Genomic DNA, 23,350 nt, shown 5'->3' on the forward strand with positions numbered 1-23,350 from the left:
CAAGCGAAGCGCCCCCGGCGACCCGCGATTACGCCTTTTCCGCCAGCAGTTGGTTTGCCAGCGCTTTCAGTTCCGGCAGATAGCGTTCATCTACCGGAGCAAAGGGTTTACGGCACAGTGGAACAGAAACCACATCCATATAGTGCAGTACTGTTTTCAGGCCGCGGAACACGCCAACCTTAATAAGCAGATCGATAACCTTATTGCACTCGGTTTGCAGCTTTTGCGCCGTGCGAATGTCACCTTCTTTGAGCGCTTTCACAATTCCCTGATAACGCCATCCCATGATGTTGTAAGTGCTACCGATACCACCATCTGCGCCTGCTAGCAGTCCAGAAGCGAAGATCTCGTCATAACCGTTATAAAGCACCAGATCGGGATGAGCGCGGCGGATCTGTTCCATCTGATAGAGATCGCCCGAAGTTTGTTTCAGTGCGCCAACGCCCGGCAACGTCACCAGCGTGTTGATCTGATCCAGCGTCAGTTTTACGCCGCTCAGCGCCGGGATGTTATAGACCACCATCGGCAATCCATTCGCTGAATCAATAATTGCGCGGTAGTGATCGCAGTGCTCTTCAAAGCTGAACGGATAGTAAAACGGCGTGACAGCGGAGACAGCATCAAAGCCGTAACGATGCGCGGCGCTCGCCAGTTGCTGGCTTTCTTCCGTACTGACCGTGCCAACATGGGCAATTAACGTCACTTTGCCTTTCGCTTCTTCAGCAACGATTTCCAGCACCTGCTCTCTTTCAGCGCGGTTTTGGACAAAGGCCTCACCCGTTGAGCCACCGACATACAGCCCATCGATCCCCTGACCAATGTTGAAACGCACCAGACGGCGCAGGCTCTCGATGTCCAGTTTCTGTTGGTTATCGAATGGAGTTAACAACGCTGGCATTACGCCTTTTAAATTTCTTGCCATAACGACCTCTGACGATGATTAGTGTTATCTGACCGCATACCTTTATACCTGTTATACCAGATCAAATAAGCAGCAATACAATAGAGAACGCTTATAGTGCGATCTGCTTCACTAAAAGATCGTCAGGATCGCGATTACTTACGCAATTTTTTACTTTTGCTGAAGGCGTGCCAGGTTGCGGAAACGCTATTGAGATGTTCTTGCAGTGCGCGGTCTGCTTCTTCAGGATCGCGCTGACGAATCGCATCGACAATAGCGATATGCTGCTGATAACTCACGTTATTGTGCTCATACAATTCTTGATCGGCAACGGCCGGACGGGCAGCAATTAACCAGTCTAACAGCGCAACATGGATCGCCATAAAGATGGGATTGCCCGGGATCTCCGCCAGTACGCGGTGAAAATCAACGTCCGAACGGATGAACAACGTATTGTCATCAAGCGACTGGCTGTTGATCTCCAGCGCTTTCGCCAGCCTGTCGATTTGCTCATCTGTCGCATGTTCGGCGGCGTATCGAACCAGGCTTGATTCAAAGAACAGTCGCAACTGCTCGAAGTGGGCAATGCCGCCGGGATGTGCGAGGAAATCTTTCGCCATACCAGACAGCTCACTGATGATGGTATCAGCTGAAGGACGCGAAACGCGGGCGCGCTCGCCGTTGTTGATTTGTACCAGACCTTTGCGTTTTAACGCGGCCAGCGCTTCTCGTACAGAAGGACGGCCCACGTTAAAGAAGGCCATCAGCTCCCGCTCAGACGGCAACTGTTCGCCCTCGCCAAATTCCCGACGACGAATCATCTGCTCCAGTTCTTCCTCAACCATTTCAGACAGTTTTTTACGCGCAAGCGGGCGATTGCGTAAGCTACGGCCAATGGTGGATGGAGAGTCTTCAGCTTGCGAATCAAATGCGTTCATAGGGTCCATTCAGCTAAGTCGTGGTGACAAACAACAGCGGGTTTATCCTAACACAGGATCGAAAGCAGGGTGAAATGATGGTCGATCCGCCCCCGCTGGCTTATTGATAACATACGTAACAGCAATATTATTTTAAGCGAGTATCTTCCGCCTATTTTTAATTTAATAGAGTTATATCATCTTCATGAAATTTATGAACATTAACATGATAATTTATCATAACCATCTATTTTATAACGATAAATAATTAAATCCTCGAATTAAAAATAAGATATTCACTCCATAAAAAATGCCCAGAAAAATATAACATCCGTTGGGATAACAGCGTTATTACCGGATTTATCTTCTTCTCTGGCATGGAGTGAAACAATGTTCGGCATCATTATCTCTGTCATCGTTTTATTAACGATGGGTTACCTGATCCTCAAAAACTACAAACCGCAGGTCGTGCTGGCCGCCGCCGGGATCTTCCTGATGATCTGCGGTGTCTGGCTGGGCTACGGCGTGTTGGTCGCTGACGATAAGAGCAGTGGCTATCTACTGGTCGATATTTACAACGAAATTTTGCGTATGCTCTCCAACCGCGCGGCCGGACTGGGGTTATCAATCATGGCGGTGGGTGGTTATGCCCGTTATATGGACAGAATGGGAGCCAGCAGAGCGATGGTTAGCCTGTTAAGCCGCCCGCTCAAGCTAATCCGCTCACCCTATGTTGTGCTTGCCGCCACCTATGTTATTGGTCAGATCATGGCGCAATTCATTACCAGCGCATCCGGGTTAGGTATGTTGCTGATGGTGACGCTATTCCCAACGCTGGTCAGTCTTGGCGTGAGCCGTTTATCTGCAGTGGCGGTCATTGCCACCTCAATGTCTATTGAATGGGGCATTCTGGAAACCAACTCGATTTTTGCCGCGCAGGTCGCGGGTATGAAAATCGCCACTTATTTCTTTCAATACCAGTTGCCCGTCGCGTCGTGTGTCATTGTCGCCGTCGCCATTGCGCATTTTTTCGTTCAGCGTCAGTTTGATAAAAAAGCCGCACCGGAAAGCAACGGATTTGCTGAACAAAAGACGCTGGAAAACGTACCTCCGCTCTATTACGCCATTCTACCCGTCATGCCGCTGATCCTGATGCTGGGCTCGCTTGCCCTTGCGCAAATGGGGCTAATGAAAGCAGAGTTGAATCTGGTGGTGGTGATGTTGATGAGCATGACGCTGACTATGTTTGTTGAATTCCTGCATAAACATAATCTGCGCGAAACGATGGATGATGTGCAGGCTTTTTTTGACGGCATGGGGACGCAGTTTGCCAACGTTGTCACGCTGGTGGTCGCCGGTGAAATCTTTGCGAAAGGGTTGACGACTATCGGGACTGTCGACGCCGTAATAAAAGGCGCAGAGCATTCCGGTCTTGGCGGCATCGGCGTGATGATCATCATGGCGGTGGTCATCGCCGCCTGTGCGATTGTCATGGGGTCAGGCAACGCACCGTTTATGTCTTTTGCCAGCCTCATTCCGGATATTGCCGCCGGGCTGCATATTCCTGCAGTAGTGATGATTATGCCGATGCATTTTGCCACTACGCTTGCCCGCGCGGTGTCACCCATAACCGCTGTAATTGTCGTGACATCAGGTATTGCCGGCGTATCGCCCTTTGAAGTAGTAAAACGTACAGCAATCCCGATGGCAGTAGGATTTGTGGTGAATATGGTAGCCACCATCGCGCTGTTTTACTGATCCCGAAGCCAGAAAACAGAACAGGCCCGAAAGGGCCTGTTTTTTTATTTCACTATTTATTTCACTACGCGCAGCGCCGGACGCCCACCGCGAGGTGGCGGCGGAGTGTCATCAGGATCGTTGTCGTCGCCATTGTCAGGCTTATCGCCATCAATGACCGACATGACTGTTTCACTCTCAAAACCAGACGCGTCGTTGTCGTCATCATTTAAGCTGGCGACATCTTCGTCGTAGGCGGCTTCCGGTTCGAACATCGTACCGGCGCCATTTTCACGTGCATAAATTGCCAGAACAGCAGCCAACGGCACAGACACCTGACGCGGCACACCACCGAAGCGCGCGTTAAAGCGCACTTCATCGTTAGCCAGTTCCAGGTTGCCCACCGCACGCGGTGCAATATTCAGAACAATTTGCCCGTCACGCGCATATTCCATTGGAACCTGCACGTCCTGGAGCGTCACATCCACCACCAGATGCGGCGTGAGCTGGTTGTCTAGCAGCCACTCATAGAACGCGCGCAGCAGATACGGACGGCGTGGTGTTAGCTGTGGCAAATCCATACAGGTTAACCCCGGCCCAGACGCATTTCACGTTCAGGCTCAGTCAGAGAAGCCAGGAAAGAGTCACGTTCGAAGACGCGAGTCATGTACCCTTTCAGTTCTTTCGAACCTGCACCGTTGAATTCAATACCCAGCTGCGGTAAACGCCACAGCAGCGGCGCCAGGTAGCAGTCTACCAGGCTGAACTCATCGCTCAGGAAGTAAGGTTTCTGGCCAAATACTGGCGCAATTGCCAGCAGTTCTTCGCGCAAACGCTTACGCGCGACTTCAGCTTCAGATGCAGAACCGTTCACGATGACATTCATCAGCGTGTACCAGTCTTTTTCAATACGCTGCATGTACAGGCGGCTTTCACCACGCGCAACCGGGTAAACCGGCATCAGCGGCGGATGCGGGAAGCGCTCATCCAGGTATTCCATAATGATGCGAGATTCCCACAGGGTCAGCTCACGATCCACCAGTGTCGGTACGCTCTGATTCGGGTTGAGGTCGATCAGATCCTGAGGTGGATTGTCCTTCTCCACGTGCTCAATCTCGAAACTAACACCTTTCTCAGCCAGCACAATGCGGACCTGATGGCTATAGATGTCAGTAGGACCAGAAAACAGCGTCATTACCGAACGTTTGTTGGCAGCGACAGCCATGAAAACCTCCAGGTATATTCAGAATTTTTACTGCTACCAGCCACTCAGTGGCCAGCCAGAAGTGATGTCACCCAGACTCGGGAAAGTCATTGCTGTTCAAAATACAAACAAAAAATGAACGATACCGGACATTTGGGCAGAAAATTGGATGATAGTTTACCAGATTTTGTGACCTTTGTGGTGAGTCGATTCTTGAAATGGGGAAAAAGAGGTGGCAATCAGCGGATTACCGTGGATCTGAGGCGAGAAATAACGATAAAAAAACCCGCCAAAGCGGGTTTTTTCGCAAATTGTCGTCTGCCGAAGCAGAGTACAATTAACGTTTGGAGAACTGAGGACGACGACGTGCTTTACGCAGACCGACTTTCTTACGTTCAACCTGACGAGCATCACGGGTAACGAAGCCAGCTTTACGCAGTTCGCCACGCAGGGACTCGTCGTACTCCATCAGAGCGCGGGTGATACCGTGACGGATCGCACCAGCCTGACCAGAGATACCACCACCTTTAACAGTGATGTACAGATCCAGTTTCTCAACCATGTCGACCAGTTCCAGCGGCTGACGAACTACCATGCGGGCAGTTTCACGACCGAAGTACTGTTCCAGAGAACGTTGGTTGATTACGATTTTACCACTGCCCGGTTTGATGAAAACGCGAGCTGCGGAACTTTTGCGGCGACCAGTGCCGTAGTATTGATTTTCAGCCATTGCCTATAATCCCGATTAGATGTCAAGAACTTGCGGTTGCTGTGCCGCGTGGTTGTGCTCGTTGCCAGCGTAAACTTTCAGTTTACGGAACATAGCACGACCCAGCGGGCCTTTTGGCAGCATGCCTTTAACCGCGATTTCAAGCACACGCTCAGGACGGCGAGCAATCATCTCTTCAAAGGTCGCTTGTTTGATACCACCGATGTGGCCGGTGTGGTGATAGTACACTTTGTCAGTACGCTTGTTGCCGGTTACAGCAACTTTGTCAGCGTTCAGAACGATGATGTAATCACCAGTATCTACGTGCGGAGTGTATTCCGCTTTGTGCTTACCGCGCAGGCGCAGAGCCAGTTCGGAAGCCAGACGGCCCAGAGTTTTACCGGTCGCGTCAACAACATACCAGTCGCGTTTTACGGTTTCTGGTTTAGCTGTAAAAGTTTTCATTAAAAGCTTACCCAAATAAATAAGTTACACGTTGGTGAACACCCAAACGTTTTGTCAGTTGAGGTTCACACGACATTGTCCAGCAAACCTACCCCTTCGAATAGCCTATGCCGGCGCATAGAAAGTTTTGGGAAAAAAACTCTCTCGTAACGTGGGGTCGCAAGATTATAGAGAAGTCAGGGTCAAAGATCGACCCCTTTATGTGATTTGCGGCAGGTTTAACCGGCTAAATGTTCCCGCTTCAGATACTCTTCGCTTTGCATCTCCTGCAAACGCGACAAACAGCGCTGAAATTCAAACTTCAGACGCTCGCCCTGATAAATTTCATAGAGTGGCGATGCCGCGCTGACCACCAGCTTGACGTGGCGTTCGTAGAACTCATCCACCAATGCGATAAAGCGCCGCGCTTCACTCTCCATCAGCGGGGTCATGACCGGCACATCAGACAACAGTACCGTGTGAAACAAACGCGACAGCGCAATGTAGTCATGCTGGCTACGCGCATCGACACAGAGCGTGGTAAATGACACCGCCAGCGTTTGGTTTTCGACGGCCAGCGTCTGCATCGGACGATGATTGATCTCCAGCGTCGGCGCATGTTCACCTTTGGTTCCCGCTAATGCCAGCCAGAGTTTATCCATCTGTTGGCGGGTTTCCTCATTCAGTGGCGACAGCCACAAATGCGCCTGCGTTAAGGTGCGCAGACGATAATCGACGCCAGCATCAACATTCATGATGTCGCAATGCTGTTTGATAGCATCAATGGCAGGAAGAAAACGCGCGCGTTGTAAACCGTTGCGATACAGCTCGTCTGGCGGAATATTGGAGGTCGCCACCAGCGTAATGCCACGGGCAAACAGTGCCTTCATCAGGCCGCCGAGTAGCATGGCGTCGGTAATATCAGAAACAAAAAATTCGTCAAAGCACAGCACGTCCGTTTCGGCCTTAAAGCGATCGGCGATGATTTCCAGCGGATCGCTCTGCCCCTGTAAGGCAGTAAGCTCTTCATGCACACGCAGCATAAAACGGTGAAAGTGCAAACGCTGTTTACGTTCGCCCGGCAGACTATGGTAGAACAGATCCATCAGCCAGGTTTTTCCGCGCCCAACTCCTCCCCACATATATAAACCACGCACCGGTGTGTTGATCGGCGACTCACGCTTGCCCAGCAATTTGCCAAAACGCGCCATCAGTCCGCTCTCCTGCGGCGCAGGACGTGCTGGCGTCGTAAGTGCCTGGAAAATTGTTTCCAGTCGATTCACGGCTTCTTGTTGTACATTGTCGGGCTGATGACTGCCGTCGTTGAGGGCTTGCTGGTAACGCGATGTCGGGGAAAGGCTTTGCATGATGTTATTGTTATTCCTTGAGAATCGATGTGCCGTCGCTCACGGTTGACGAAAAAAAGGCCGTTCTACATTACGTGATATAAACACGGGATTCCACTTCTACGGGATTAGCGGTTATAGTGGCATAATCAGGCGCAGGCATGGAGCCTAAAGCCAACACCCTACGGAAACACAAGACAACGGGAGATGTTCATGACCTGGGAATATGCGCTAATTGGGTTAGTCGTCGGTATCATTATTGGTGCTGTAGCCATGCGTTTTGGTAATCGGAAATTACGCCAACAGCAGGCATTGCAGTACGAACTGGAAAAAAATAAAGCTGAGCTGGAAGAGTACCGTGAAGAACTGGTGAGCCACTTTGCCCGCAGCGCTGAATTGCTGGATAACATGGCGGACGATTATCGTCAGATTTACCAGCATATGGCGAAAAGCTCCAGCAACCTGCTGCCGGGTATGTCGCCGGAAAACAACCCGTTCCGTAATCGTCTGGCAGAGTCTGAAGCAGGCAACGATCAGGCGCCGGTTCAGATGCCACGTGACTATTCTGAAGGGGCATCTGGCCTGCTGCGTAGTGGCGCAAAGCGCGACTAACCGCACATCGTTAAGAAATTTATTGGGCGCAGCAATTGCGCCCTCCGCTTCTCTTCCCGTCCCAGCTATTATTTAGTCGTTAGCCTCATTGTGACCAAACCGAAAATTCAATAACATCAAACTGTTTTGAATCATCTTCCGTTTACTCAAGGTACGAGAGCAGGATCCATGAAAAAACAAACCCAGCTGTTGAGTGCATTAGCGTTAAGTGTCGGGTTAACTCTCTCGGCGCCATTCCCGGCCGTCGCGTCGATTCCCGGCCAGGTTCCCGGTCAGGCTGCGCTCCCCAGCCTCGCCCCGATGCTGGAGAAAGTGTTGCCAGCCGTGGTGAGTGTAAGGGTCGAAGGCACCGCCACTCAGGGGCAGAAAGTCCCGGAAGAGTTCAAAAAGTTTTTTGGTGATGAACTTCCCGATCAACCTTCCCAACCTTTTGAAGGACTGGGTTCAGGTGTCATTATTGATGCCGCCAAAGGCTACGTCCTGACCAATAATCACGTTATTAATCAGGCGCAAAAAATCAGCGTTCAGCTTAATGATGGTCGTGAATTCGACGCAAAGCTTATTGGCAGCGACGATCAGAGCGATATCGCACTGCTACAAATTCAACACCCCAGCAACCTGACGCAAATTGCCATTGCTGACTCTGATAAACTCCGCGTGGGTGATTTCGCGGTGGCTGTGGGTAACCCGTTCGGTTTGGGTCAAACAGCCACCTCCGGCATTGTATCGGCTTTGGGTCGCAGTGGGTTGAACCTGGAAGGTCTGGAAAACTTTATTCAGACTGACGCCTCTATCAACCGCGGTAACTCCGGCGGCGCATTGCTTAACCTCAACGGTGAGCTGATCGGTATTAACACCGCGATTCTGGCCCCCGGTGGCGGCAGCATCGGTATTGGTTTTGCAATCCCGAGCAACATGGCGCGCACGCTGGCACAGCAGTTGATGCAGTTTGGTGAAATCAAACGCGGTCTGTTGGGCATCAAAGGCACCGAGATGACTTCCGATATCGCCAAAGCGTTCAAACTGGACGTACAGCGTGGCGCGTTTGTCAGTGAGGTTCTGCCTAACTCCGGCTCCGCAAAAGCGGGGGTGAAATCAGGTGACGTCATTACCAGTCTCAACGGTAAACCGCTTAACAGCTTCGCCGAACTTCGTTCACGTATTGCGACAACCGAACCAGGGACCAAAGTCAAACTGGGCCTGCTACGTAACGGTAAACCGCTGGAGGTTGAAGTCACCCTCGATACCAGCACATCATCGTCCGCCAGCGCAGAGATGATTGCGCCTGCGTTGCAAGGGGCCACGCTCAGCGACGGTCAGTTAAAAGACGGTACCAAAGGCATCAGAATTGATAACGTAGAAAAAAGCAGCCCTGCCGCACAGGCCGGACTGCATAAAGATGACGTTATTATTGGCGTTAACCGCGATCGCGTAAACTCGATCGCTGAAATGCGTAAAGTGCTGGAAGCGAAACCGTCGATCATTGCCCTGCAGGTGGTGCGCGGTAACGAGAGTATTTACCTGCTCCTGCGTTAACGCATGCAACCGGACATCAGCCCCTCGTGTGATGTCCGGTAAACTCGTGATATGCTGCAGCCGTTCCCTTTATTAATGACGCCGCCATCATGTTTGTGAAGCTTTTACGTTCGGTCGCGATTGGTTTAATCGTCGGCGCTATTCTGCTGGCCGCGATGCCCTCGCTGCGCAAAATTAATACGCTTACCGCACCGCAGTTCGATAGTGCAGATGAAACGCCCGCCAGCTATAACCCGGCGGTTCGCCGTGCAGCTCCTGCCGTCGTTAACGTTTATAACCGCAGTATGAACAGCACAGCGCATAACCAGCTTGAGATCCGCACGCTCGGCTCAGGCGTTATCATGGATCAGCGCGGCTATATCATTACCAATAAGCACGTCATTAACGATGCAGACCAAATCATCGTCGCATTGCAGGACGGTCGCGTATTTGAAGCGCTGCTTGTGGGGTCTGATACGTTAACCGACCTTGCGGTGCTGAAAATCAACGCCACTGGTGGACTGCCGACAATTCCGATTAATAACAAACGCGTACCGCACATCGGCGATGTGGTTCTCGCAATCGGGAACCCGTACAACCTCGGGCAAACCATCACCCAGGGGATTATCAGTGCCACCGGTCGTATTGGCCTGAACCCGACGGGGCGGCAAAACTTCCTGCAAACCGATGCCTCCATCAACCACGGTAACTCCGGCGGCGCGCTGGTCAACTCGCTGGGCGAGTTGATGGGTATTAACACCCTGTCATTTGATAAGAGCAACGATGGCGAAACCCCGGAAGGGATCGGCTTTGCTATTCCTTTTCAACTGGCAACCAAAATCATGGATAAGTTGATTCGTGACGGGCGCGTGATTCGCGGCTATATCGGCATCAGCGGCCGAGAAATTGCGCCACTACACGCCCAGGGCGGCGGGATGGATCAAATTCAGGGGATTGTGGTTAACGAAGTAGCCCCGGACGGTCCGGCAGCGCAGGCAGGTATTCAGGTTAACGATCTGATTATCTCGGTCAATAACAAACCGGCGGTATCTGCACTGGAAACGATGGACCAGGTGGCAGAGATTCGACCAGGTTCAGTTATCTCCGTGGTCGTGATGCGAGATGACAAGCAGTTGACGCTACAGGTCACGATTCAGGAATATCCGGCGACCAACTAATACGGATATAAAAAAACCGGAGCAAGTGCTCCGGTTTTTTACTTTTGGGCAGTTCGTTACTTAACGAACTCTTCGCCCAGAGTGATATCTTTCTTCAGCGTATCCAGCATACCTTCCAGCGCAGCTTGTTCAAACGCGCTCAGCTTGCCGATAGACTGACGCTCTTCTACGCCGTTTTTACCCAGCAGCAGCGGCTGAGAGAAGAAGCGAGCATACTGGCCATCGCCTTCAACGTAAGCACATTCAACCACACCTTTTTCGCCGCTCAGTGCGCGAACCAGTGACAGTCCGAAACGCGCTGCGGCCTGACCCATAGACAGGGTTGCAGATCCGCCACCGGCTTTAGCTTCCACAACTTCAGTACCCGCATTCTGGATACGTTTGGTCAGGTCAGCTGCTTCTTGCTCGGTGAAGCTTACGCCAGGAATTTGTGACAGCAGCGGCAGAATGGTCACGCCAGAGTGGCCGCCAATAACCGGGACTTCAACGTCGCCAGGCTGCTTGCCTTTCAGTTCCGCAACAAAGGTGTTGGAGCGGATGATGTCCAGCGTGGTCACGCCAAACAGTTTGTTCTTATCGTATACGCCTGCTTTTTTCAGGACTTCTGCAGCGATAGCAACGGTCGTGTTCACCGGGTTGGTGATGATACCGATACATGCTTTCGGACAGGTTTTAGCAACCTGCTGCACCAGATTCTTCACGATACCGGCGTTAACGTTGAACAGGTCGGAACGATCCATACCCGGTTTACGTGCGACGCCCGCGGAGATCAGTACTACATCAGCACCTTCCAGTGCAGGGGTAGCGTCTTCGCCACTGAAGCCTTTGATTTTCACAGCAGTAGGGATATGGCTCAAATCAACGGCCACACCAGGCGTTACTGGAGCGATGTCGTACAGGGAGAGTTCTGAACCTGAAGGCAGTTGGGTTTTTAACAGTAATGCTAGCGCCTGACCGATACCACCAGCAGCGCCGAGGACTGCAACTTTCATCCTAAACTCCTTATTATATTGATAAGCAAAGTGTCTATTGCTCCGCGGCGGCGACCTTAATTCACAAATCCAACGAATACAACAACCACGCGTCAAGAATGCGTAGTCACGCAAATTTGGCTTTTATGCATTTAACTTACGTAAAATAAAACCTAAGTTACGTAATTCAAAACCACCCGCACAGTAGAGCAACTTTCCAACAGGTGCTGACAATATACCCTACCCACCTCTCAAAACAACATCAATTTGATAACATTTAATTTACTTTTAACCTTATTTGCGAGCCGTGACACAGGCATGTTTCTTGATAACGAAATTTGATAAAATTCCGCTCTTTCATAACATTATTTCAGCCTTGAACAAGGCAGACTGTTTGCATAAAAATTCATCTGTATGCACAATAATGTTGTTTCTACCGCCATATTACGGGTGACTTATGCGAAGCTCGGCAAAACAAGAAGAATTAGTAAAGGCGTTTAAAGCGCTGCTTAAAGAAGAAAAGTTCAGCTCTCAAGGCGAAATCGTCCTCGCATTGCAGGATCAGGGCTTTGATAATATCAATCAGTCCAAGGTTTCACGCATGCTGACCAAATTTGGCGCCGTGCGTACCCGCAATGCGAAAATGGAAATGGTGTACTGCCTTCCGGCGGAACTGGGCGTGCCTACAACCTCCAGTCCGCTGAAAAATCTGGTGCTGGATATCGACTATAACGATGCGGTCGTGGTTATTCATACTAGTCCTGGCGCTGCTCAGTTGATTGCACGTCTGCTGGACTCATTGGGGAAAGCGGAAGGTATCCTGGGTACGATTGCCGGTGACGATACCATCTTCACCACCCCAGCTAAGGGTTTTACGGTAAAAGATCTCTACGAAGCCATTCTGGAACTGTTCGAACAAGAACTGTAATACCGCCTCCCCGTCGCCTCGCGGCGGGGGAAAACACTCTCTTTCTACCCCCTTCCGTCTATTTTTAACTGCTATGCATTTAACAAATGGTGCGTTTAACCGTCAAAAACCATTCACATAGTGAATATGAAGGCTTAAAAACGCACATTTTGCAAAAAACCATATCCAATTGATTTTATTTAATTTATTTCTTTTAAAATGTTCGAAACGCTCTTTTTAATTCCATTTGGTTATAAAAAATATTTTTCTTAACACTTAATACCCACAGAAACAATTAGCGCGGTATTAATTTATAAGGTTATTAGTGTATACTTGATTTTGTGATGAGGGTCACGAAACGCAGACCCCTATAAAAGAATTCGACGAGGTAAATATCATGAAAATCAAAACTACTATTGCAACCTTAAGCCTTCTTTCTGTTCTCTCCTTCGGTGCAAGCGCCGCGGTTACTCAGGTGAACTCACAAGAAGCACAGAATCTGCAATCTATGGGTAGCATCTCCGTATCTCAGATCGGTAGTTCACCAATGGACATGCGTCAGGCCATCGCCGCTAAGGCTGAAAAAGCAGGCGCCAGCAGCTATCGCGTCACCGAACTCCGTGAAGGTGCTCACTGGCACGCTACTGCAGAACTGTACAAATAAACCCTCGTCGTCTAAGTCCGACGACTTGCCCCCGCCTGCCGGGGGCTTTTTTATGTCTTACATTGAGTGACGAACGTTAAAACGCAACTGCCCTTCCAGCTCTTCTTCCGCTTCATCGAACAGTAAAATCAGCGCGCCGTATCGCCTGCGCAGCTTGTCCGGTAAATGGACAAATTCAATCTCCAGCGGCAACGGTAAAACTTCCCCGATAACCACCTCCCACAGAGAATCTAAATCAACCACCTTCTCCCTGGCGAGACCGAACGTGCGCGTAAACTCACGATAGAAATCACCCTGGTCTTCTATCTCGTCAAAATCAAATGTATAGATATTCATCTATAGCCACCATCCCGACGCCAGCCACTCTACAGACCGCCAATATGTAGGGGTCTCTCGCATTTTCAGGTAAGTATAGCCATAAAAAAACCGACGCTTTTAGCGTCGGTTTTCAACTCTTAATTACTGACCAGCGCATGCTGGTATTTGTGCAACATCCCACTGAGTCGTTTTACCGGCTCGGTCACCTGCGGTGGTGCTTGCCAGATGATTAATTTCTCCTGATAGATCTCAAGCTCTTCCAGCAACTGGCTAAAATAGCGTCGACGCTTGTCGTCATTTCCTGCGGAAATCACGCGATCGGCAGTGCGGCGAAGCTGGCGGTGGAATGCGGATAAATCCTCGTTCACCGGTACCGGCGCATCGCGCAGGCGCTGGTGTGCGATGATCATGGTCAGCGCCAGGCGAAACTTCGCCAGGTCGCCCGGAAATTTGTTCATCAGCAAAAACAGCTGCTGATAAAGCGCCGGGAGGTGGTTTTCTTTACGACGTACCACGTTGGTGGTCATCGCTGAAACCGCCGCCGAGACAAACTGGTTGAGCAACACACGACCCGTTCTGTCACGAGAGTTATCACGCACCAGCAGAATGACGATAAACGCCAACATGCAGCCAACAATCTGCCCCAGCGCACTGTCAAGGAACTGGCTAAAGTGGAAGGTCATCGGGTTATCCAGCACGATGATATTAATGGTGCTGGCCAGCGCCCCCATCGAACCCAGCCGTCGTTTCTGTACTTCAATCCCCAGAAAGAATCCCAGCACTGCCAGGCTCAGGCACAGCAACAACATGCTTTGCTGCGTATTAGGGATAATCACCAGGAAATAGAGTGCCCCGAGCGGTAACGCCGCCAACGTACCGTAGATAAAGTCTATCGCCACCATGCGCGGGTTGGGCAAACGCATTGCCAGCGAGGTGACGACCGCAATCATCACCATTGCGCCGCTGCCGGATGTCCAGCCGGTCCACAGCCAGAATAAGGTTCCCAGCACACAAGAAAGCGTGGTGCGCCAAAAGTTAACCATCGCATGGTGACGCTCGGCAGATTCCACTTTCACCACCGGTTCACCTTGCAGGATCTCTTCTTCGATAGCGCTAATTTTGGTGTTGCTGACAACTCCACGTTTAAGTAACAGATAGCGCGTTGCCGCCCCGGCCCAGGTGTAAATTGTGACAGGTGTATCACGTTCACCGGTCCATGCAATCACCCGACGCATCCTCTTCAGCTGTTTATGGACATCCTGTACCGTTTCAACCGGCGTATCGAACAACTCGCGGAAGGTATCGGTGATCAGTTCTGGTCGGGTGTTCTGAATAAGATAGGTTTCGCAGGATTGTGTGATAAGCGTAAGCGACAGCGTATTCAATGCCTTGAGTCTGCGGTTAGCCCGTACCCAGCGCGAGGACTCCATATTCAGGTTACTACGCATCCCTTCCAGCGCCGCCGTACGCCGGACTAAATCTCCCCAGGCTTTGTCTACTTCTTCACTGTCGCCATGCTTAATGCACAGCTGCATAAGCTGATATTGCGCCACCAGCAGGCTATCCAGTTCGACATCAATCTCCTGTTTCACCGAACGGGGCGAAAAGAGCAGGTCGGCAACAATAGCACAGACAATACCCATCACAATTTCACTACAGCGTTCGAGCGCAAATTGCGGCGTCAGCAGCGGTTCAGCCTGGATAGTAATGACGATGATCAGCGCCGTATAGCCTGAAAGCCCCCAGGCATAAGAGTTTTCAATCTTCACTAACGACGAGATCCAGGTACAAAAACCGGCCCAGATACAACACACCAGGATCATCAATAGCGGGGCGCGGATCATGCTGATGATAATGATCAGGGCTGCAATACAGCCGATAAATGTCCCGACAATACGCAACATGCCTCGATAGCGGATAGCACCTGAATAAGGTTCTCCGCCAGCGGCAAAGGCCGGACCTGCCGCCACAATGGCCGCGGTCAGCACCGCCCAGCGCGGGGTCTCAAGCTGGAAGTGAAAGCCAACGAACAGCGCCAGTACAATCGCGCAGGCCAGTTTAACCGCAAAGCGGATATGCTGGTTGGCAATGGAGAAAATACCCATCGCGATTAACCAAACTCGCGCAGGCGGTGCGCCATTTTACGGAAGAAAGATTCCTGGCTGGCATCGCGATCCTGCTTGCCGGTAATGACGACGGTCGCCGTCGTCCCGGCAGGCCACAAGGTTCCCTGCTGCTCATCAAGACGAATTCGCACCGGCACACGCTGCGCCAGACGCACCCATTCAAGATTGGAGTCAATGGTCGCCATACCCTTGGCGTCCCGCGTGCTGCTGGCATTCGTTACGCCAGCCGCCACACTATCAACCGTGCCCTTCAGTACATTATTACTGCCAAGCGGGGTGATTTCAGCGCGATACCCAGGGCGGACGCCTTCCAGTTTGGTTTCTTCCATATACGCCAGCACATAGAAAGAATGCTGTTTGACCAACGCCACCGCCGTGGAACCGCGCGTGATAAATTCGCCGCTATAGACGTTCAGGTTAGTCACCCAGCCGTCTGCTGGCGCGCGAATAACGGTACGTTCCAGATCTAATTTCGCCAGATCGCGGGTCGCTTGCGCCTTCGCAAGCTGGTGTAATACGGTTTGCAGGACGTTGTTTGATTGGTCAATCTCTTCACGAGACATAGCCTGCACGCCCAATCGGTTACGACGACCGGCCTCCTGGCGTTTTTCCTGCGCCAGTACCTGATAATAGGCCACGTCAGCTTCGGCCTGCTCGAGGGCTTTCTTATAGCGTGGCTGGTCGATAGTGAACAGGATCTGATCCTTTTTCACCAGTTGGTTATCATGGATGTTAACGTTGGTAATAAGGCCCGCAACATCCGGCGCAATCGCGACGACATCAGCGCTGAAACGCGCATCACGCGTCCATGGCGACTCGGTGTAGAACACCCATGCGCGGAAAATAGCGATGAAGGCCAGAATGACCAGTATCACGGTAATGGCCGTGCGGGAGAGTTTTCTTGTTAGTGTTTTCACTTCAACCTCAAACGAACAGGCGCGTTATTAAATAGAACAGACAGCAATACAGCGCGGTGTTAAACAGAGCCGGATGCCAGACAAAATCATAGATGCCAGTCGGAACAAGCACCCGGCGCACCAGCCAGAAAATCGCCAGTGACAAAAGTAATTCGAAAAAAATCGGTGGGAAGGACAGACCAAACACCACGATAACGGGAAACAGACTCATGTTGACCTTGGTAACGTAAGAGAGTGCAGATGATAGATTTTCTAGCGTATGTCACCGCAGAGAAGGGCAAGGATGAGCCAGGCGAGAGCGACATAGCCGTTATTTGAATAATAATATATTAACGTAACTGTTATGCTGTTATCTATATTATGTGATCTAAATCACTTTTAAGCCAGAGTGAACAATGGAACGATTAAAACGTATGTCGGTGTTCGCCAAAGTTGTCGAAATGGGCTCCTTCACCGCCGCCGCAAGACAGCTACAAATGAGCGTTTCATCGATAAGCCAGACGGTCTCAAAACTGGAAGATGAGCTACAGGTCAAGCTGCTAAACCGCAGCACGCGTAGCATTGGGCTAACTGAAGCCGGTAAAATTTATTATCAGGGCTGCCGGAGAATGCTGCACGAAGCGCAGGATGTTCACGAGCAACTCTATGCCTTTAACAACACGCCCATCGGCACTCTGCGCATTGGCTGTTCTTCAACTATGGCACAAAATGTCCTCGCCGGATTAACCGCCACGATGCTGAAAGAGTATCCGGGATTGACGGTAAATCTGGTGACCGGCATCCCGGCCCCGGATTTAATCGCTGATGGTTTGGACGTGGTTATCCGCGTCGGCGCGTTGCAGGACTCCAGCCTGTTTTCACGCCGTTTGGGGGCTATGCCGATGGTGGTCTGCGCGGCGAAAAGCTATCTCGCACAGTTTGGCACCCCGGAGAAACCTGCCGATCTCAGCAACCACTCGTGGCTGGAATACAGCGTACGCCCGGATAATGAATTCGAGCTTATCGCTCCGGAAGGAATTTCCACCCGCCTGATCCCAGAGGGTCGTTTTGTGACTAACGATCCGATGACATTGGTGCGCTGGCTGGCCGCAGGTGCGGGCATTGCCTATGTACCGCTGATGTGGGTGATCAATGAGATCAATCGTGGCGAAGTGGAGATTCTGCTTCCCCGCTACCAGTCGGATCCGCGTCCGGTCTATGCGCTGTATACCGAAAAAGACAAATTGCCGCTCAAGGTGCAGGTGGTGATTAACTATCTGACAGACTATTTTGTCGATGTAGCGCAGCTGTTTCAGGGAATGTACGGTCGGGGAAAAGAGAAATAAAAAAAGTGTAGGCCGGATAAGGCATTGACGCCGCATCCGGAAAGATGCCCGATGGCACTGGTGCTCATCGGGCATACATCATGATGTTATGCGGTGCCACCCACGGTCAGGTTATCCACCTTCAGCGTCGGCTGGCCCACGCCCACCGGCAGGCTCTGCCCTTCTTTACCGCACACGCCAACCCCGTTATCCAGTTTCAGGTCGTTACCCACCATCGAAATCTGCTGCATCGCTTCGATACCAGAGCCAATCAACGTCGCGCCTTTCACCGGTTTGGTGACTTTACCGTTTTCAATCAGATATGCTTCAGACGTAGAGAACACAAATTTCCCGGAGGTGATATCCACCTGGCCGCCGCCGAAGTTAGGCGCATAAATACCGTATTCAACGGATTCGATGATTTCCTGCGGCGTAGATTTCCCCGGCAGCATATAGGTGTTGGTCATACGTGGCATCGGCAGGTGCGCGTAAGATTCGCGGCGACCGTTACCCGTTGGCGCAACGCCCATCAGGCGCGCATTCAGTTTGTCCTGCATGTAGCCTTTCAGAATACCGTTTTCGATCAGCACGTTGTACTGACCCGGCGTGCCTTCATCATCAATAGCCACAGAGCCACGACGGTCCGCCATTGTGCCGTCATCCACCACGGTGCACAGTTCTGACGCTACCAGCTCCCCCATGTGACCGCTGAATACCGAGGTACCACGGCGGTTAAAGTCGCCTTCCAGACCATGACCGACCGCTTCATGCAGCAGAACGCCAGGCCAGCCAGCGCCGAGTACTACTGGCAGCGTACCAGCAGGCGCAGCTACCGCAGAGAGATTAACCAACGCCATGCGTACGGCTTCTTTCGCCCATGCGTCAGCACGAACTTCACCATCAAGATCGCCCAGGAAATAGTCATAGCCAAAACGACCGCCGCCACCGCTGGCGCCGCGCTCGCGCTTACCGTCCTCTTCCACCTGTACGCTTACGGACAGGCGTACCAGCGGGCGAACGTCAGCGGCCAGCGTACCGTCGGTCGCTGCTACCAGGATCAGTTCATAAACACCGGTCAGGCTGGCGGTTACTTCCTGGACGCGCTTGTCGGCGGCACGCGCCACGCTGTCTACGCGGCGCAGAATATCCAGTTTCTCTTCGCGGCTCATGCTCTGCAGAGGATCAACCGAGGTGTAAAGCGCCTGATGCTCTACAGCTCCCAGCGTTTTTACTTTGCCGTCACCGCTGTCACGCACGATAGTACGGGCAGCATGAGCACTCTGCTCCAGCGCCAGCAGGCTAATCTGGTCTGCATAGGCAAACCCTGTTTTTTCGCCGCTGATGGCGCGCACGCCAACGCCCTGATCGATATTGTAAGAACCATCTTTAATGATGCGGTCTTCTAAAACCCAGGATTCGTGATAGCTCGACTGAAAATAGAGATCGCCGTAATCAAGACGGCGTTCGGCCAGTTGGCCCAGGATGGCAAACAGATCCTGATGTTTCAGGCCATTTGCCGCTAGCAATTGTTCACTTACCAGGTTCAGACTCATCGTTTTGCTACTCATTAGTTACTGTTGTAGGCCTGATAAAACGCGCCAGCGTCGCCATCAGGCACTTCAATGCCGGATGGCGGCGTGAACGCCTTATCCGGCCTACGGACTGCGGTAGAGGATCTATGTTGAGATTGGGGCAATTACTCGCCCCCGTCAAATTATTGCTGGCTTTCTTTGCGCGGCTGACGCAGAACTTCGTTAATCTGCGGCTTATCGACCGGACCGGTGATGCGATAACGCAAAATCGACACTTTGCTCCACAATGGTCCCAGAACCTTACTGGCAGCAAACACCGCCGCGCCGACAATTGGATTGACAGCAAACGCAGCGGCAACGCCTACGGTGGCAGAAATTTCCGGCGCGACAATGGCTTCCATATCCAGCTCCCGGCGCACCAGGTTCACCGAGCCTTTCATCGCAATGTCTGCCTCCAGACCGTCCACCAGCGTGTCATCGGTATGCATCACGCCATCTTTGATCCAGGCCGTGCTGCGAATCGAGTCGAAATAGAAACCTTCGCTGAAAGTATCGCTAAAATCAAAACGCAGTTTACGCAGCAACGCATCAAAGCTCAGCAGTCGCAATAGTTGTCCCGCATGTCCGGTGCTGAGTTCAGTAAGCTCACCTTTGCCCAACCGGGTACGCAAAATCCCATTCAGCGAAGCTTCATCTGGATCCCATGGCGGGTTACGCCAGTGCAGGTCATACTCCACGTTGAACGAAGAGTTACGAATCGGGGTCGATACGCCAAAGAAACTGGCAGCGGAGTCAATTTTACTGCCGCTCAGTTTACCCTTCAGTGACGTTCGTTCTTTGCCCGGCGCGTTCACCCACACGCCATCGGTGGCCAGTCTGGCAAAGCCTGTATCCAACAGACCGTTACTCAGCGTTAGCGTGTCGCCTTTAATCGCCACATCGGCATCAATACGCCCATATTTCTGTCCCCACATCCAGCACTCGGCACAGCGTAACTGAACATCCGGCCAGCCGCGGAAGCTGACGTTGTCCACGGCGGAAAACGGCGAGGCTGGAGTACTATTCAGTGGTGCTTTCGTCGGCGACGCTTTCGCCGCGCTGGGGTTGTAATAAAGATACTTAATATTGGCCAGCCACGGCGCATTATTGCGCATAGCCAGCGTGGCATTAATTTCACGTCCCTGCGCCTGCACGATGGAGCCATTGCTCGCAGGCTCAGACACGATACTCAAGTTATTCCACTGCTGACCGCCCAGGGATAACGATGGCGTACGCACCGTGATGCGCTGCGGGAAGTTGGCGTTGGTGCCAACGTTATCTGCTGCGCCTTTCTGGAACAACGCCAGCCATTGCGCGCCATCCATAGGGGGAAGGTTAAGCTCAATGCCTTGCTGATCGGGTAACGCGGGCACGGTGCGACTTTCCGACGTCCAGATTGCGCGGTCAAGCGTCAGTTTCTGATTCAGCAACCAGCGGCTGTTAAAGTGGTTCTTACTGCCCGCGTTGCCGGTCAGTTCAAAACTGCGCAGATTGCCGTTGGCCTTAACGTTCACCGGTAACGCCTCACCGGCTGCCTTATTCAGCGGAGCAGGTAAGTGACTACTTACATTCTTCAGGTCGCCTTTTAGCTCAATGTCGTAGGTCGGTCCGGCATGATACGGAAGATCGATACCCACCTTGCCATTCCACGCCATGCTGCCGCTTAAGGCATCGTTGACCTGCGCCGGTAAAATCCCCATGCGGGTTGGCTGCCAGTCGCCTTGCAGGTTCACGGCTACCTGATAGGCTTTCGCCCCTTCGGTGGTGGAGAAGTCGACGTTCAGCGGCTGATTAAACCAGTTCGCCGTCATCGGCTCGCTCTTCAGATCGCCGTTGATAAAGCTGAATTTACCATTCAAATTCTTCAGCGTGCTGTCGAGCGGTTTAATAAACAGGCTGTTATTACGCAGGTTGACATCGCCTTTGGCGGTAACCAGCGAGCCGTCTAGCGGAATATCCAGATGTAAGCGAGCATTCACATCGCCATCAATCTGCAACTGCTCAAGCGTGGCGCCGAGGGAGTCCTTCAACGGCGTCTCATCAAAATAAGGTCCGACCGCCTTGCCCGGCCCGTTGATATCGGCATCAATCAGCAGTTTTTCTTTAGCATAGTCGGGAATATTAGCCGTCAGGTTACTGGCCTTCACGCCGCCTAAATTGACGCTATCCGTCTTCATCCACAGACCATCGTTAATGAAGTTAAGTTCAATATTGAGATCGGTTAGCGCAGGCCAGTCGGGCTGGAAAGCAAATTTCGCCTTACGTAGCGGCACCAGAACCTGAAATTGCCCTTCGTTGTGCAGATACGGGAACAGATGTGGGTTACCGCCATACACCAGCGTGGCGTTATCCGCTTCGCCGCCCTGAATAGCGCCGCTGAGGTAGTCAACCAGCTCTTTGCCCATCAAGTTTTCCGGGAAATAGCGCCAGGCCTGAGAGCCGTCGTCGGTGCTAATGCCAGCCAGAATGCCTAACCACGGTTCATCTCCAGTGGGCTGCAGATAGCGAAAACCACCGCGCGCGCGTACCGCTTTCGCTTTAACATCGATGTTGCGCCCATCTAACTGAAAACCTTTATCATTTTTCAGCCAGCTTAGCGTCGCCACGCCATTCTCTATTTCCAGCGGCGCGCGGAAGACAGTTTCATACGGCATTTTGGCTTGCTTCATGGAGGCGGTGAGCGCCCCATTTTCAACACTGCCCGCAAGCGTACCGGAGAAATGCTCAGCCCCCGGTAACAACTTCCACTGTTTCCAGGCCAGATTGGTCCACGATGACAGGATGCGGGTTTTTTCTGTCGCCTGTAACGGGATATCCAGCGCCAGCACATCTATTTTGCCGCTCGGCTGCGTGGCGCGCCAAATATCACCCAGCGCAGGCGATAACCGGGACGCCATCGGGCGCAGACCTTCTAATCCGGCCAGATCCAGATTGCTGGCACGAATGCGAAGCTCGTCGCTGCGCTTGTTATTCTCACCACCGACTTCCTGCTCAGGGATCCAGGCCAGCGTTAATGCGCCGCTCGGCCAGGGTTTATCATCCATGGTAATACGAGTATCGGGAATAGAGAATTGCCAGCCCGCCTCTTCACGGCTGATGTGCGCCGTCAGATTATCGACGGAGAGCGTGTGCGTACGATTTTCACCCAGCCAACTTGCTCCACCTTTTTTCAGCCAGACATCGCCACCAGAAACGACGCCTTTGCTGATCGTCATCCATGCTTCCAGGCTAAAACGCGCGGTTTGTAGCGCGACATTGTCCTGCATCCATTTGCCCAACCACGGTTTGACGTCAATGTCGTCTGCCTGCAACCAGACCCGACCATTATTCAATAGCCCATTATCGTCGCGCAGATCCATCCTCACCTGCATAACGCCGTGCTGTCCGGTCAGGCTGGAGAGGCTGACCTGACCCTCGGCGCGATGCCGATTTTTATTGTTCAGCCAGGTAAGCTGTGGGATCGCCAGTTCAGCACGTTGGCCTGAGAGGGTTATAAAGCTGATATGACTGTCGCGTAGATCGAAATGATCAAACTGACGCAGGAAGAGATTGCTGAGATGGTCGGTTTCAATTCCATCTCCGCCTTCGCTACGCTGGATAGGAGTATTGGTGCGCAACTGCAGTTGCCAAAAGGTGAGATCGCGAAACTGCCAACGCATGTGCAGCAAACTTTGCCAGACATCCAGCGCCAGCGTGACGCGTTTTACCGAAAATTCTCCCCCATCTTTTAGCTGCGCATGGATATTACGCGCTTCAAGCGTAGGACCGAAATTTTGCCAGCTGGCAGAAAGCTGACTGGCGGAAACAGGTAGACCTGTAGCGGATTCAATCTTGCCAAGAATGGCTGGACGCCAGCTATCAAGATGAGGTAACGCAAGGCGCAGTCCACTGACCAGCAGCGCTGCGATGACAACGAATGCGGCTCCAGTGAGCAGTAATATCCCCGGCAATCGCCTCACGCACCTCTCCTTGTCTACCAAAAAATATGACTCACACCCCTTGAGTGAAT

At 52.0% G+C, this 23,350-nt stretch carries 21 protein-coding genes; 7 read left to right on the top strand and 14 right to left on the bottom strand.

Features of this window, described 5'->3' with window-relative positions; translation table 11 throughout:
• Positions 1-28 precede the first annotated feature (28 nt).
• Positions 29-922 carry an N-acetylneuraminate lyase gene (gene nanA / locus OGV89_RS14005; protein WP_016151064.1) on the bottom strand — a complete coding sequence of 298 codons (894 nt, stop codon included), beginning with the start codon at positions 920-922 and terminating at the stop codon, positions 29-31.
• Positions 923-1,056: 134 nt separating this feature from the next.
• Positions 1,057-1,848 (bottom strand): transcriptional regulator NanR, encoded by a 792-nt coding sequence (gene nanR / locus OGV89_RS14010; RefSeq protein ID WP_003844825.1) that lies wholly within the window; start codon positions 1,846-1,848, stop codon positions 1,057-1,059.
• 360 nt (positions 1,849-2,208) lie between these two features.
• On the opposite strand from nanR, the gene dcuC reads away from it, so the two are divergent.
• A complete protein-coding gene (gene dcuC, locus OGV89_RS14015) occupies positions 2,209-3,576 on the top strand; it encodes an anaerobic C4-dicarboxylate transporter DcuC (RefSeq protein WP_032938268.1) in 1,368 nt (455 codons plus the stop codon).
• A gap of 56 nt (positions 3,577-3,632) precedes the next feature.
• Here the strand turns inward: dcuC and sspB are convergent, their stop codons facing one another.
• The 5 genes from sspB to zapE form a co-directional block, all read right to left on the bottom strand.
• A complete protein-coding gene (gene sspB, locus OGV89_RS14020; protein ID WP_003025130.1) occupies positions 3,633-4,136 on the bottom strand; it encodes a ClpXP protease specificity-enhancing factor in 504 nt (167 codons plus the stop codon).
• A 5-nt stretch (positions 4,137-4,141) separates the two neighbouring features.
• Positions 4,142-4,780: a stringent starvation protein SspA gene (sspA, locus tag OGV89_RS14025; RefSeq protein WP_003025132.1), complete on the bottom strand. Its 639-nt coding sequence runs from the start codon at positions 4,778-4,780 to the stop codon at positions 4,142-4,144.
• A gap of 316 nt (positions 4,781-5,096) precedes the next feature.
• Positions 5,097-5,489: a 30S ribosomal protein S9 gene (rpsI, locus tag OGV89_RS14030; RefSeq protein WP_003025138.1), complete on the bottom strand. Its 393-nt coding sequence runs from the start codon at positions 5,487-5,489 to the stop codon at positions 5,097-5,099.
• Between the two features lie 15 nt (positions 5,490-5,504).
• Complete coding sequence (gene rplM / locus OGV89_RS14035; protein WP_003025141.1) at positions 5,505-5,933, bottom strand: 50S ribosomal protein L13; 429 nt, start codon at positions 5,931-5,933, stop codon at positions 5,505-5,507.
• 218 nt (positions 5,934-6,151) lie between these two features.
• Positions 6,152-7,279 (bottom strand): cell division protein ZapE, encoded by a 1,128-nt coding sequence (zapE, locus tag OGV89_RS14040; protein ID WP_003839902.1) that lies wholly within the window; start codon positions 7,277-7,279, stop codon positions 6,152-6,154.
• Between the two features lie 192 nt (positions 7,280-7,471).
• Here zapE and zapG point away from each other — a divergent pair, with 192 nt between their 5' ends.
• The 3 genes from zapG to degS all read left to right on the top strand — a co-directional run bounded on the left by zapG (position 7,472) and on the right by degS (position 10,563).
• Positions 7,472-7,870, top strand: coding sequence for a Z-ring associated protein ZapG (gene zapG / locus OGV89_RS14045; RefSeq protein WP_003025147.1), 399 nt, complete (start codon positions 7,472-7,474; stop codon positions 7,868-7,870).
• Between the two features lie 168 nt (positions 7,871-8,038).
• On the top strand, positions 8,039-9,406 hold the full coding sequence (degQ, locus tag OGV89_RS14050) for a serine endoprotease DegQ (protein ID WP_003025151.1): 1,368 nt from the start codon (positions 8,039-8,041) through the stop codon (positions 9,404-9,406).
• Positions 9,407-9,495: 89 nt separating this feature from the next.
• Complete coding sequence (gene degS, locus OGV89_RS14055; RefSeq protein WP_003025154.1) at positions 9,496-10,563, top strand: outer membrane-stress sensor serine endopeptidase DegS; 1,068 nt, start codon at positions 9,496-9,498, stop codon at positions 10,561-10,563.
• A gap of 56 nt (positions 10,564-10,619) precedes the next feature.
• Here the strand turns inward: degS and mdh are convergent, their stop codons facing one another.
• Positions 10,620-11,555 (bottom strand): malate dehydrogenase, encoded by a 936-nt coding sequence (gene mdh, locus OGV89_RS14060; protein ID WP_003025158.1) that lies wholly within the window; start codon positions 11,553-11,555, stop codon positions 10,620-10,622.
• Positions 11,556-11,991: 436 nt separating this feature from the next.
• Here mdh and argR point away from each other — a divergent pair, with 436 nt between their 5' ends.
• Together argR and yhcN are read left to right on the top strand one after the other, a co-directional pair.
• On the top strand, positions 11,992-12,462 hold the full coding sequence (gene argR, locus OGV89_RS14065) for a transcriptional regulator ArgR (RefSeq protein WP_003025162.1): 471 nt from the start codon (positions 11,992-11,994) through the stop codon (positions 12,460-12,462).
• Positions 12,463-12,838: 376 nt separating this feature from the next.
• On the top strand, positions 12,839-13,105 hold the full coding sequence (gene yhcN / locus OGV89_RS14070) for a peroxide/acid stress response protein YhcN (protein WP_003025165.1): 267 nt from the start codon (positions 12,839-12,841) through the stop codon (positions 13,103-13,105).
• A gap of 57 nt (positions 13,106-13,162) precedes the next feature.
• Here yhcN and OGV89_RS14075 read toward each other — a convergent pair whose 3' ends face one another.
• From OGV89_RS14075 to aaeX, 4 genes are all read right to left on the bottom strand, one after another.
• On the bottom strand, positions 13,163-13,441 hold the full coding sequence (locus OGV89_RS14075) for a barstar family protein (RefSeq protein WP_003025168.1): 279 nt from the start codon (positions 13,439-13,441) through the stop codon (positions 13,163-13,165).
• 119 nt (positions 13,442-13,560) lie between these two features.
• Positions 13,561-15,528: a p-hydroxybenzoic acid efflux pump subunit AaeB gene (aaeB, locus tag OGV89_RS14080; protein ID WP_003025171.1), complete on the bottom strand. Its 1,968-nt coding sequence runs from the start codon at positions 15,526-15,528 to the stop codon at positions 13,561-13,563.
• A gap of 5 nt (positions 15,529-15,533) precedes the next feature.
• On the bottom strand, positions 15,534-16,466 hold the full coding sequence (gene aaeA / locus OGV89_RS14085) for a p-hydroxybenzoic acid efflux pump subunit AaeA (protein ID WP_003025174.1): 933 nt from the start codon (positions 16,464-16,466) through the stop codon (positions 15,534-15,536).
• Between the two features lie 7 nt (positions 16,467-16,473).
• Positions 16,474-16,677, bottom strand: a complete 204-nt coding sequence (gene aaeX / locus OGV89_RS14090; RefSeq protein ID WP_003025177.1) for a p-hydroxybenzoic acid efflux pump operon protein AaeX — start codon at positions 16,675-16,677, stop codon at positions 16,474-16,476.
• A 184-nt stretch (positions 16,678-16,861) separates the two neighbouring features.
• Between aaeX and aaeR the strand changes: the two genes are divergently transcribed.
• Complete coding sequence (gene aaeR / locus OGV89_RS14095; protein WP_003839896.1) at positions 16,862-17,791, top strand: HTH-type transcriptional activator AaeR; 930 nt, start codon at positions 16,862-16,864, stop codon at positions 17,789-17,791.
• Between the two features lie 86 nt (positions 17,792-17,877).
• Here aaeR and tldD read toward each other — a convergent pair whose 3' ends face one another.
• Positions 17,878-19,323 (bottom strand): metalloprotease TldD, encoded by a 1,446-nt coding sequence (tldD, locus tag OGV89_RS14100; RefSeq protein ID WP_003025183.1) that lies wholly within the window; start codon positions 19,321-19,323, stop codon positions 17,878-17,880.
• Between the two features lie 161 nt (positions 19,324-19,484).
• Positions 19,485-23,300: an AsmA2 domain-containing protein YhdP gene (yhdP, locus tag OGV89_RS14105; RefSeq protein ID WP_286558844.1), complete on the bottom strand. Its 3,816-nt coding sequence runs from the start codon at positions 23,298-23,300 to the stop codon at positions 19,485-19,487.
• Between the last annotated feature and the right edge of the window lie 50 nt (positions 23,301-23,350).

It is taken from the genome of Citrobacter sp. Cf125 (assembly GCF_030333935.1).
GTDB classification, from domain to species: domain Bacteria; phylum Pseudomonadota; class Gammaproteobacteria; order Enterobacterales; family Enterobacteriaceae; genus Citrobacter; species Citrobacter freundii.

Excerpts from the sequence above, each read along its gene's own strand:
- nanA (WP_016151064.1), bottom strand. The coding sequence starts at position 922 with ATGGCAAGAAATTTAAAAGGCGTAATGCCAGCGTTGTTAACTCCATTC.
- nanR (WP_003844825.1), bottom strand. The coding sequence starts at position 1,848 with ATGGACCCTATGAACGCATTTGATTCGCAAGCTGAAGACTCTCCATCC.
- dcuC (WP_032938268.1), top strand. The coding sequence starts at position 2,209 with ATGTTCGGCATCATTATCTCTGTCATCGTTTTATTAACGATGGGTTAC.
- sspB (WP_003025130.1), bottom strand. The coding sequence starts at position 4,136 with ATGGATTTGCCACAGCTAACACCACGCCGTCCGTATCTGCTGCGCGCG.
- sspA (WP_003025132.1), bottom strand. The coding sequence starts at position 4,780 with ATGGCTGTCGCTGCCAACAAACGTTCGGTAATGACGCTGTTTTCTGGT.
- rpsI (WP_003025138.1), bottom strand. The coding sequence starts at position 5,489 with ATGGCTGAAAATCAATACTACGGCACTGGTCGCCGCAAAAGTTCCGCA.
- rplM (WP_003025141.1), bottom strand. The coding sequence starts at position 5,933 with ATGAAAACTTTTACAGCTAAACCAGAAACCGTAAAACGCGACTGGTAT.
- zapE (WP_003839902.1), bottom strand. The coding sequence starts at position 7,279 with ATGCAAAGCCTTTCCCCGACATCGCGTTACCAGCAAGCCCTCAACGAC.
- zapG (WP_003025147.1), top strand. The coding sequence starts at position 7,472 with ATGACCTGGGAATATGCGCTAATTGGGTTAGTCGTCGGTATCATTATT.
- degQ (WP_003025151.1), top strand. The coding sequence starts at position 8,039 with ATGAAAAAACAAACCCAGCTGTTGAGTGCATTAGCGTTAAGTGTCGGG.
- degS (WP_003025154.1), top strand. The coding sequence starts at position 9,496 with ATGTTTGTGAAGCTTTTACGTTCGGTCGCGATTGGTTTAATCGTCGGC.
- mdh (WP_003025158.1), bottom strand. The coding sequence starts at position 11,555 with ATGAAAGTTGCAGTCCTCGGCGCTGCTGGTGGTATCGGTCAGGCGCTA.
- argR (WP_003025162.1), top strand. The coding sequence starts at position 11,992 with ATGCGAAGCTCGGCAAAACAAGAAGAATTAGTAAAGGCGTTTAAAGCG.
- yhcN (WP_003025165.1), top strand. The coding sequence starts at position 12,839 with ATGAAAATCAAAACTACTATTGCAACCTTAAGCCTTCTTTCTGTTCTC.
- OGV89_RS14075 (WP_003025168.1), bottom strand. The coding sequence starts at position 13,441 with ATGAATATCTATACATTTGATTTTGACGAGATAGAAGACCAGGGTGAT.
- aaeB (WP_003025171.1), bottom strand. The coding sequence starts at position 15,528 with ATGGGTATTTTCTCCATTGCCAACCAGCATATCCGCTTTGCGGTTAAA.
- aaeX (WP_003025177.1), bottom strand. The coding sequence starts at position 16,677 with ATGAGTCTGTTTCCCGTTATCGTGGTGTTTGGTCTGTCCTTCCCACCG.
- aaeR (WP_003839896.1), top strand. The coding sequence starts at position 16,862 with ATGGAACGATTAAAACGTATGTCGGTGTTCGCCAAAGTTGTCGAAATG.
- tldD (WP_003025183.1), bottom strand. The coding sequence starts at position 19,323 with ATGAGTCTGAACCTGGTAAGTGAACAATTGCTAGCGGCAAATGGCCTG.